The organism is Streptomyces sp. NPDC050508, from assembly GCF_040655155.1.
GTDB lineage: Bacteria > Actinomycetota > Actinomycetes > Streptomycetales > Streptomycetaceae > Streptomyces.
Genome location: NZ_JBFAJJ010000013.1, coordinates 141,583 through 152,073, shown reverse-complemented (window position 1 = coordinate 152,073; position 10,491 = coordinate 141,583). Strand labels below are relative to the sequence as shown.

Annotated in this window: 9 protein-coding genes and 1 pseudogene; 7 read left to right on the top strand and 3 right to left on the bottom strand. The window is 69.9% G+C overall.

Annotated features, from left to right (window positions below):
• Window positions 1-23: 23 nt before the first annotated feature.
• From AB0I69_RS32725 to AB0I69_RS32715, 3 genes and pseudogenes are all read right to left on the bottom strand, one after another.
• Window positions 24-1,310: an MFS transporter gene (locus AB0I69_RS32725; RefSeq protein WP_363099486.1), complete on the bottom strand. Its 1,287-nt coding sequence runs from the start codon at window positions 1,308-1,310 to the stop codon at window positions 24-26.
• A 269-nt stretch (window positions 1,311-1,579) separates the two neighbouring features.
• Window positions 1,580-1,741 (bottom strand): annotated as a pseudogene (locus AB0I69_RS32720) (IS630 family transposase); the annotation flags it as partial.
• 481 nt (window positions 1,742-2,222) lie between these two features.
• Window positions 2,223-2,660: a RidA family protein gene (locus AB0I69_RS32715; protein ID WP_363099358.1), complete on the bottom strand. Its 438-nt coding sequence runs from the start codon at window positions 2,658-2,660 to the stop codon at window positions 2,223-2,225.
• A 155-nt stretch (window positions 2,661-2,815) separates the two neighbouring features.
• On the opposite strand from AB0I69_RS32715, the gene AB0I69_RS32710 reads away from it, so the two are divergent.
• The 7 genes from AB0I69_RS32710 (at window position 2,816) to AB0I69_RS32680 (ending at window position 10,483) form a co-directional block, all read left to right on the top strand.
• Window positions 2,816-3,640 carry a fumarylacetoacetate hydrolase family protein gene (locus tag AB0I69_RS32710; RefSeq protein WP_363099357.1) on the top strand — a complete coding sequence of 275 codons (825 nt, stop codon included), beginning with the start codon at window positions 2,816-2,818 and terminating at the stop codon, window positions 3,638-3,640.
• A gap of 2 nt (window positions 3,641-3,642) precedes the next feature.
• Entirely contained in the window at window positions 3,643-4,128 is a 486-nt protein-coding gene (locus tag AB0I69_RS32705; protein ID WP_363099356.1) for a cupin domain-containing protein, read from the top strand.
• Window positions 4,125-5,090 carry an acyl-CoA thioesterase domain-containing protein gene (locus AB0I69_RS32700; RefSeq protein WP_363099355.1) on the top strand — a complete coding sequence of 322 codons (966 nt, stop codon included), beginning with the start codon at window positions 4,125-4,127 and terminating at the stop codon, window positions 5,088-5,090. Before AB0I69_RS32705 ends, AB0I69_RS32700 begins: the two co-directional genes overlap by 4 nt.
• A gap of 61 nt (window positions 5,091-5,151) precedes the next feature.
• Window positions 5,152-6,810, top strand: coding sequence for an AMP-binding protein (locus AB0I69_RS32695; protein ID WP_363099354.1), 1,659 nt, complete (start codon window positions 5,152-5,154; stop codon window positions 6,808-6,810).
• Window positions 6,807-9,176, top strand: a complete 2,370-nt coding sequence (locus tag AB0I69_RS32690) for a bifunctional salicylyl-CoA 5-hydroxylase/oxidoreductase (protein ID WP_363099353.1) — start codon at window positions 6,807-6,809, stop codon at window positions 9,174-9,176. Before AB0I69_RS32695 ends, AB0I69_RS32690 begins: the two co-directional genes overlap by 4 nt.
• Before the next feature lie 29 nt (window positions 9,177-9,205).
• Entirely contained in the window at window positions 9,206-9,610 is a 405-nt protein-coding gene (locus tag AB0I69_RS32685; RefSeq protein ID WP_363099352.1) for a hotdog domain-containing protein, read from the top strand.
• Window positions 9,611-9,622: 12 nt separating this feature from the next.
• Window positions 9,623-10,483, top strand: a complete 861-nt coding sequence (locus tag AB0I69_RS32680) for a PaaX family transcriptional regulator C-terminal domain-containing protein (RefSeq protein WP_363099351.1) — start codon at window positions 9,623-9,625, stop codon at window positions 10,481-10,483.
• Window positions 10,484-10,491 lie beyond the last annotated feature (8 nt).

Below are 10,491 nucleotides of genomic sequence, written 5' to 3'. Positions count from 1 at the left end.
CGCCCGACGAGGTCGCGGTGGCGTTACGGGTTTCGGGCGACGGGTGCGGGCTCGGGCTTTCCGAGTGGGATGTCGCGCATGCCACGCAATGGTGAGAAGAACAGCCACAGTCCCGCGCAGCAGCCGCCGGCGACGGCGATCCACAAGGTGGTCCGGACGCCGAGGGCGGTGGCGAGCGCGCCGCCGACCACGCCGCCCAGCGGCAGTGTGCCCCAGGTGATCCAGCGTGCGGCGGCACTGACCCGGCCGAGCATGTCCGGCGGGCAGGCGGCCTGGCGGTAAGTGGTCAGCGAGACACCCGCGACGGTGGAGGCGAAGGTCCACGAGATCCAGCCGAAGCCGAACAGCAGCACCCACCAACCCTGCCCGGCCAGCGGGATCAACAGGCCGGGCAGGGACAGCACGGTCATCGATATCCAGCTGATCCTCGCCGAGCCGACCTTCTGGGCGAGGTACCGTGCCGCCACGCCGCCGGCCACCCCGCCGACGGCCCCCAGCGCCAGCAGCAGCCCAACCAGGGCAGGACGCAGATGCAGCGTACGGATCAGGAACACCGGGCCGAGGGTCTCCACCATGATGACGAAGAAGTTGGCTGTGCCGTTGAAGGCCACCGAGTTCCGCAGGATGGGGTCGCTGGTGACATAGGCGAGCCCCGCACGGATCTGCGCCCACAGCCTGGGCCGCCGGTCGGCTTCGGCCGAGGGCCGGCGTCGCTCGCGGGTACGGATAGCTGTCAGCGAGCCCGCCGACAGCGCGAAGGAGAGGGCGTCGGCGGCCATCGCCCCCGCGGCGCCGATCAGCGCCACCAGCCCCGCGCCCAGACTGGGCCCGGCGATTTGCGCGACCGACTGGGAGACGGCGACCTTGCCGTTGCCGTCCATGAGCTGGTTACGGTCGAGCAGCACCGGCAGATAGCTCTGGTAGGCCACCGAGAAGAACACGGAGAAGACGCTGGAGACCAGCGCGACGGCGTAGAGCTGGGCGAGCGTCAGCGCCCCTACCGCGTGCGCCAGCGGCACCGAGCCGATCACCAGGAACAGCGCGAGGTTGCACCAGATCATCAACCGGAGCCTGGGGACCCGGTCCACTATGGCCCCGGCCGGTAGCGCCACCAGCAGATACGCACTCGTCTCCGCAGCCGACAGCAGGCCTACCTGGAAGGCGGAGGCCTCCAACAGCACGACGGCGACCAACGGCAGGGCGAGGACGGTGACTTGCGATCCCATCTCGCTGACCGTCTGCCCACCCCATAAGAGCCGGAAGTCGCGGTGATGCCAGATCGAGGGATGTTTTCTGTTGTCATCGGGCATCCGCCCGATGGTGGCATCAGCCATAACCCATGTCCATGCCAGGGCCCCGGCGTAGGTGTGTGATGTCTGGCTCGTTGCCGATCCGCCGGCTCGGGCCGCGGGAACGCAACAGGCACGGGCTTCCAAGAGCATGTAGTTCTCCACGCTCCATGCCCCCGGCGGAAGACCATGCCTGCCGGCGCGTCATCCCCGATCCCGCCTGCTCTTGACCAGCTCCGCCATCAGCCCCAGGTTGCATCGGAGGAGGTCCCGGACCTGCTGGAACGGCTGTGCCGCACCCCGTGAGTGCGGTGGAAGTTCGCCGGGTGCCGCTCGGCATGCCCCTGCTCGGCCCCGCACGACCCGGCGGTGGGCCGGATGCCGAGCGTTCCGAACTCGTCGAACACGAACACCCAGTCGGGGAACCGCTGCAGGACCTCCTCGATTCGGTCGCGTGGCCGCTGCCGTGCCTCACGGCAGCGCCGGCACCACGACGGATGCCACCCGAGCAGGCGCACCTCAGACGGCGGCACCCCGGATGGCGGACCAGCCGTACCGGGCGGGCCCAGCGGCCGAGTCGGACATCGCCATCGCACACCACGGCCCGACCTCGCCGGCGAGTCCCTGTCGGCCGCGCTGACGCCGGCACTGACCCCCGAGACCCACGCACCGGCGAGAGCGATGGCCGTCGCGATCACTACCGATGGGGCAACCGTGACCGCGACAATGTTGCTCGACGCGATCGGCCGGGACAAGCCGCCGACGCCGCTGTGAGCTGCACGGGTTCGTCATACCTGGGAGCGGGTCGTACCGCCCTTCCAGGAAGCGAATCACCGGCCACCTCCGCTGCGGCGCCCCAGCCCGACCGAAGCCACCCGCACCACCGCACTCGGCGATATCACCGAAGTTCGTCGCCGTCCCCACGGCAATCTGTCACACCGTGGGAACATCTCCCGACTCCGGCCGGATGAGCCGCTCGTCCGGGATCACCGCGACCCCGAGGATCTCGATCATCGCCTCCGGCTGCCAGAGCGCGGTCGTGCCGATGCCGGCCATGGCCGGGTAGACCGGGCCCGCGAGCTCGCGCCACGCCTTCCCGATCTCCTTGCCGCGCGCCTGGTAGTCGGGGATGTCCGTGAGGTAGAGCGTCAGGCTGACCAGGTCCTCGGGGATGCCACCGGCGGCCCGCAGCGTGGTGAGCACGTTGCCGAACGCCTGCCGGAACTGCTCGACGATGCCGCCCGGGACGATCCGCATGTCCGCGTCCAGGGCCGTCTGTCCGCCCAGGTAGAGCGTGTTTCCGCTCAGGGTGCCGTGCGAGTAGCCGCTCGGCGTGGGGAGCGAGGGCGGGTTCACCGGGATCGGAGTCATTGCGGGTTCCTCCTCGGACGGACCGGACGGGGTGATGCAGGCAGCCTAACTCATCTATTGACTGTTTTCGACGGTCGTGAAAATCTCGCTATAAAGCAGCCCGGCCACACCGGCCGTCGCCACCCCGGCCACCGTCACCCCCAGGGAGAACGCCCATGAAGCTCGCCACCGTGGCCCACGGAGACCGCACCACGGCCGCCGTGCTCGACGGCGACCGCTGGCGGGCGCTGCCGGCCGACGACCTCTCCGCACTGCTGACGACCACGGCGACCGACCGCATCGCGAGCCTCGCCGGGGCCGAACTGCCGGGCGCCACCCCCGTGTTGCCGTTGCCGGCGCCACGGAAGGTCGTCTGCTGCGGTCTCAATTACGCCGACCACATCACGGAGATGGGCCGTGCGCTGCCGACGCATCCCACGCTCTTCGCCAAGTACGCCGACACGCTGACCGGCCCCGAGGACGACCTCGTCCTGCCGCCCGGCCTCGACGTGGACTGGGAGGCGGAGCTCGCGGTCGTCGTCGGGGCCGAGCTCACCGGCGCGGACCGGCACACGGCCGGTCGGGCGATAGCCGGATACACGGTCGCCAACGACATCAGCGTGCGGGACTGGCAGAAGCGCACGCTCCAGTGGTTCCAGGGCAAGGCGTGGGACCGCACCACGCCGCTCGGGCCGGTGGTCGTCACCCCCGACGAGCTCGACCCGGTCGCGGGTGTCGAGGTGATCTGCCGGGTCAACGGCGTCGAGCGGCAGCGCGGAAACACGAGCACGCTGGTGTTCGACGCCGCCGATCTGCTCGCCTACATCTCCGCCTTCACGGTCCTGCGCCCCGGCGACATCGTGCTCACCGGCACCCCTGGTGGCGTGGGCTCGGGCATGAACCCGCCGGTCTTCCTCGCCGAGGGCGACCTCGTCGAGACCGAGATCCCCGGCATCGGCACCCTGCGCAACCGCTACCGCCTCACCGACACCAGGAGCTGATCATGGAACCCGATTTCTCCAAGTACGTCCTAGAGGGCGACAACTCGTTGTACGCCGACGAGTCCGGCCTGGTCGTACCGGTCGTGACGCGCGGTGGTCTGGAGGTCGGCGCCACCGGCCAATCCGACGGGGCTACCCGGATCTCCGGCGTCTCCATCCAGCACACTCCGGCCACCAAACTGTGGTTCGGGAAGGTGAGCAACGAGTCCGGCTATCGCTCGGTTCCGCACCACCACGGCGAGGCCGAGACCGGCGGCTACGTCCTGTCGGGGCGGGCGCGGATCTATTTCGGCAAGCGCTTCGAGGACTACCTCGACCTCACGGAGGGCGACTGGGTCTTCGTCCCGCCGTTCATGCCGCACGTGGAGTGCAACCTCGACCGCAACAACCCGCTGACCTGGATGACGACCCGTACCCCGGAGAACATCGTGGTCAACCTGGACGAGGTGGCCGACGCCGCCCTGCGCGACTGGCTGGACCGGCCGTGAACGACACCCAGAGCACCAGCTCCGACTCCCGAACCACCGACACCGACGTCCGCGCAGACGTCCGTTCCGTCCCGACCTCGGCGGCCTTCACCGCCGCGATCACCCTCGCCCCCGCCGAGCCCGAGCACTTCGACCTCGCGTTCACCGCGACCACCCAGCCCTGCCCGTGGCCGAAGGCGTACGGCGGCGACATGGTGGCCCAGGCCGCAGCCGCCGCCATGCGCTCGGTCGAGGGCAAGACGCTGCACTCGATGCACTCCTACTTCCTGCGGCCGGTCGACATCGGCGCCGAAGTCCGTTACGAGGTCGAGCTGTTGCGCGACGGGCGCGGATACGCCACCCGCCAGGTCCGCGGTTTCCAGAACGGCAAGCCCGTCTACACCTGCCTCGCCAACTTCGCCGCGGGCGAGCCGGGCGCGACCTTCGCCGCCGAGCCCCCCGTCGGCGTACCGGATCCCGCCGAACTGCCCAGCTCTGCCGCGTACTTGCGCGACACCGCCGCGCCCCGGGGGACGATGACCGACACCTCCGAGGAGTACTGGAGCGGCGGGCGCAGCTTCGACATGCGGCACGTGCCCGGCCCCGTCTACCTCACGGTCGAGGGCGAGCGCGTACCCCAACAGGCCGTGTGGGTAAGGCCGTTCGACGCTCTCCGTCCGGTGGACGGCCTGTCCGACGAGCAGCGCGACCTCGCCGCGCTCTCCTACGTCTGCGACTACACGATCCTCGAACCCGTCCTGCGCGTACTGGGCCTGCCGTGGGCCGGGCCGGGAGTCGTCACCGCCAGCCTCGACCACGCGATGTGGTTCCACCGGCCCGGCCCCGTGGACGGCTGGCTGCTCTACGCCCAGGAAGCCGTCGCCGCCGATTCCGGTCGCGGCGTCGCCGTCGGCCGCTTCTTCACCCCTTCCGGCACCCACCTGGCCACCGTCGTCCAGGAAGGCCTGATCCGCAGCTCCTGATTCCCACGCAGCTCCTGATCCCTGCACGGCCCGCCCCCGGCCTGCGGAAAGGACCCTCCCGATGGACCAGTTGGACCAGATGGGCCTCTCGCCCTCCGCCTATCCGGACACGTTCGCCCGCGACCATCTCCCGCCGCGCGCCCAGTGGCCGGTCCTGGAGTTCACCACCGACGAACTCCAATATCCCGAGCGCCTGAACGCCGGCGCCGAGCTCATCGACGTACCCACCGCTGCCTTCGGCCCCGACCGCCCGGCCCTGCGCACGCCGGAGGGCGAGGTGTGGACCTACGGCGAGCTGCTGCGCCGGGCCAACCAGGTCGCCCATGTCCTCACCGAGGACCTCGGCCTGGTGCCCGGCAACCGGGTGCTCCTCCGCTCCCCCAACAACCCGTGGATCGTGGCGTGTTGGCTCGGTGTCCTCAAGGCCGGCGGCATCGTCGTCACCACCATGGCGGCGCTGCGGGCCCGCGAGCTCACCCCCGTCGTGGAGAAGACCCGCCCGGCCGTCGCACTGGTCGACCACCGCTTCACGGCCGATGTCGAGACCGTACGCGACACCGTCCTGCCGGACCTCAAGATCGTGGCCTACGGCGGCGACGCGCCCGACGACCTGACGCGCCAAGTCGCCTCGAAACCGGCAGAGTTCACCGCGGTCGACACCGCCGCCGACGACGTGGCCCTCTTCGGACCGACCTCGGGCAGTACCGGCGTACCGAAGATCACCACCCACTTCCACCGCGACATCCTGTCGATCGACAACACCTTCGGCCGCCACACCCTCCGTCTACGGCCCGACGATCTGGTGTCGTGCACCGCCCCGCTCGCCTTCACCTTCGGGCTCGGCATCCTGGTCGTCTGCGCCCTGCGGGCCGGTGCGTGCGCTCTGCTGACTGAAGCCGTCGCACCGGAGCCGCTGGCCGAACTCGTCGCCGAGACCGGCGTCACCGTGCTGGCGACCGCGCCGACGGCGTACCGGCAGATCCTCAAGGCCGGAAAGGCGGACCGGCTGCACGGTCTGCGCAGTGCGGTCAGCGCCGGGGAGCACATACCGGAGGAGGTGTGGCAGCAACTGCACGAGGAGACCGGGCTCAAGGTCATCGACGGCATCGGCGCCACCGAGATGATCCACATCTTCATCTCCGCCGCCGGTGACGACATCCGGCCCGGCTCGACGGGACGGCCGGTCCCCGGCTACCGCGCGACCGTACTCGACCTGGACGGCGAGGAGGTCGGCCCGGGTGTCGAGGGGCGGCTGGCCGTGATCGGCCCGGTCGGCTGCCGCTATCTCGACGACCGACGGCAGGAGAACTACGTCGTGCGCGGCTGGAACGTCACGGGCGACACCTTTGTCCGCGACGAGGACGGCTACTTCTACTACCGCACCCGCACGGACAACATGATCGTGTCCTCCGGGTACAACATCGGCGGTCCCGAGGTCGAGTCCGCCATCAACACCCACCCGGACGTCGTCGAATCGGCCGTGGTCGCCAAGCCCGACCCCGAACGCGGCTCGGTCGTCTGCGCGTTCGTCGTCCTGGTCGAGGGAGTCGTCGGCGACGAGACCAAGGTCAAGGACATCCAGAACCATGTCAAGGCGCAGCTGGCGCCTTACAAGTACCCCCGCGCGGTGCGCTTCTGCGACGTACTGCCCCGCAACACCAGCGGAAAGCTCCAGCACTTCCTGCTGCGTCAGATCGTCGAGAAGGAGAACCAGGCATGAGGATCGCGATCGTGGGCGGCGGACCGGGCGGGCTGTACCTCTCCGCGCTGATGAAGCAACTAGACCCCGCCCACGAGATCACCGTCTGGGAGCGCAACGCCCCCGACGACACCTTCGGCTTCGGCGTGGTCTTCTCCGACGAGACCCTCGGCGGCATCGAGAACGCGGACACCGTCGTCCACGACGCGATGGAGAGCCGCTTCGCCCGCTGGACCGACATCGACATCGAGTTCGGCGGCCACCGCTTCACGGTCGGCGGCCAGGGCTTCGCGGCGATGGCCCGCAAGGACCTGCTGCACATCCTCCAGGAGCGGGCCGCCCAACTCGGCGTCACCGTGCACTACCGCACCCTCGCGGCGGAAGTGGACGAACTGCGCGGCTCCTACGACCTCGTGGTCGCGGCCGACGGCATCAACTCGGCCGTGCGGACCAAGTACGCCGACGCCTTCGTCCCCTCCCTGGACCAGCGGGCGAACAAGTACATGTGGCTGGGCACCGACCGGGTCTTCGAGGCGTTCCAATTCCTCGTCAAGCAAACCGAGTTCGGGACCATGCAGATCCACGGCTACCCGTTCTCCGACTCCGGCTCGACGTTCATCGTCGAGATGGCCGAGGACGTGTGGCGCAAGGCCGGCCTCGACGCGACGGAGGGCACGCAGTTCCCGCCCGGCGTCAGCGACGAGCAGTCCGTGGCCAGGATCCGCGAGATATTCGCCGGGGAACTCGCCGGACACAAGCTCCTGACGAACAACTCCCGTTGGCTGAACTTCACGACGGTCCGCAACGAGCACTGGCACCACCACAACGTGGTCCTCCTCGGCGACGCCGCCCACACCGCGCACTTCTCCATCGGCTCCGGCACCAAGCTCGCCATGGAGGACGCCCTCGCACTCGCCGCATGTCTGCACGAACACCGCACCGTGGACGCGGCGTTGACGGCATACGAGACCGAGCGCCGCCCGGTGGTGGAGTCCACCCAGCGCGCCGCCCAGGCCTCGCTGGAGTGGTTCGAGAACATCGGCCGGTACGCCGACCAGGACCCCGCGCAGTTCTGCTTCAACCTCCTCACCCGGTCCCGCCGGATCACCTTCGACAACCTCAAGGACCGCGACCCCGGCTTCGCCGACCTGATCGAGCGCGGCTTCGCCGAAGCCCAGGGCCTCACCGAGTCGGTCCCGGCGATGTTCCAGCCGTTCACCATCGGCGCCTTGGAACTGAAGAACCGGATCATCGTCTCGCCGATGGACATGTACTCCGCCGTCGACGGAGTACCGGACGACTTCCACGTCGTCCACCTCGGCTCCAAGGCGCTCGGCGGCGCCGGCCTGGTGATGACCGAGATGGTCTGCGTCTCCCCCGAGGCCCGCATCACCCCGGGCTGCACGGGCCTGTGGAACGACACGCAGCGCGACGCGTGGACCCGGGTCACCGACTTCGTCCACGGCCGTAGCACCGCGAAGATCGGTCTCCAGCTGGGCCATTCAGGTCGCAAGGGTTCAACTCGCCTCATGTGGGAGGGCATTGACGAGCCCCTCACCGAGGGCAACTGGGAGGTCGTAGGCCCCTCCTCACTCCCCTACGGCACGGGCTGCCACACACCGCGCGAGATGACGCGATCCGACATGGACGCGGTCGTGGCCGACTTCGTGGCCGCCGCCCGCCGGGGCGCCGAAGCAGGCTTCGACCTCCTGGAAGTCCACGCGGCTCACGGCTACTTGCTCTCCTCCTTCCTCTCGCCCATCGCCAACCACCGCACCGACGAGTACGGCGGCGACCTCACGAACCGGCTCCGCTTCCCGCTGGAGGTCTTCGACGCCGTACGGTCCGCCTTCCCCGCCGACCGCCCGGTGACGGTGCGGATCTCCGCCACCGACTGGACCCCCGACGGCAACACGGAACACGACGCGGTCGAGATCGCGCGGGCGTTCGTCGCGCACGGCGCGGCGGCCGTGGACGTGTCGTCCGGCCAGGTCACGAAGGACGAGAAGCCGGCGTACGGCCGCTCGTACCAGACCCCGTTCGCCGACCGCATCCGCCACGAGGTCGCCGCTCCGGCGGGGGCGGCCGTGATCGCCGTAGGAGCGATCTCGTCGTACGACGACGTCAACTCGATCCTGCTCGCCGGGCGTGCCGACCTGTGCGCGCTCGGCCGTACGCACCTCTACAACCCGCAGTGGACTTTGCAGGCGGCGGCCGAGCAAGAGTACCGCGGTCCGGGTGCCGACTGGCCGGCGCAGTTCGCGGCCGGTCGCCGCAAGCCGCCCACGTCACGGACCGACGCGGTCCGCCCGCGTCTCGCGCTGCTGCGCGACGCCCCGCGGGATGCCGTGCACCTGCGGTGGACTCCGGGCAGCGCAGCGGAATGAGCGGCCCCTACGGCGTTCACCGTGCCCGCGTGGAGTGGATCGACACCGATGCGGCCGGGATCTACCACAACACCAGCGTCGTCCGATTCGCCGAGGCGGCGGAGGCCGAACTCATGCGCACGCACGGCGTCCCGGGCTACTTCCCGGTGGCCCCGAGGGTGCGCTACGAGGTGGAGTTCGAGGCGTCGATCCGGTTCGGCCAGGAGGTCCAGACGCGGGTCGAGCTGATCCGCCTCGGCCGGTCCTCGATGACCTTCGGCTTCGAGGTGTGGCGGAACACCGAGGACGGCGAGCCGGACCGCCGTGCCGCTCGGGGCACCTATGTCACCGTGCACGTACCCGACAAGGAGACCGGTGGCAGCGCACCCTGGCCGACCGCCTGGCGTGTCGCACTGGGCAGCCGGGCGGAATCGGACGCCCGACATGCGCACTGAAATACTACGATCGTGACGGCAAGCGACCTCGTTGACGACAGCCCGGGCCAGCCCGCACCGCCGCGATCCCTGATCGTGACGGTGTACGGCCTCTACGCGCGCGAGGTCGGCGGCTGGATCAGCGTGAGCACCCTGATCCGGCTGCTCGCCGAACTCGACGTCGACGCCCCGGCGGTCCGCTCCTCGATCTCCCGGCTCAAGCGCCGCGAGATCCTGGTGGCCGAGCGCCGGGACGGCCGTGCCGGGTACGCGCTCTCGCCCTACGCCCGCTCCGTCCTGGAGACCGGTGACCGGCGTATCTTCGAACGCCACGCCGTCACCGACGACGGCTGGGTCATCGCCGTCTTCTCGGTGCCGGAGAGCGAGCGTCAGCACCGCCACCAACTCCGGTCACGACTGGCCTGGTTGGGTTTCGGCACGGTCTCCTCGGGGGTCTGGATCGCCCCGGCCCACGCGCTCGACGACACCCGAGACCACCTGCTCCGACACGGCCTGGACCAGTACGTCGACCTCTTCCGCGCCGACTACGTGTCCTTCGGAGACCCCGCCGAACAGGTCGGCCGCTGGTGGGACCTGGACGCGCTCCAGAAGCTCTACGACGATTTCGTCGCCGAGTTCACCCCGATGGCCGGGCGCTGGGCCGGGACCGGGACCGACAGGAACCTGCTGTCGGACCAGGACGCGTTCATCGACTACGTCCACGTCCTGACGGCCTGGCGCCGGTTGCCCTACCTCGACCCGGGCCTGCCCAGCACTCTCCTCCCCGCCACGTGGTCCGGCACGACGGCGGCGAACCTCTTCGCCACACTCCGGCACACCCTGGCGGACCCGGCGCACGAGTTCGCCCGAAGCCTGCTGGACGACCCCTCGTGAGCCGGCGG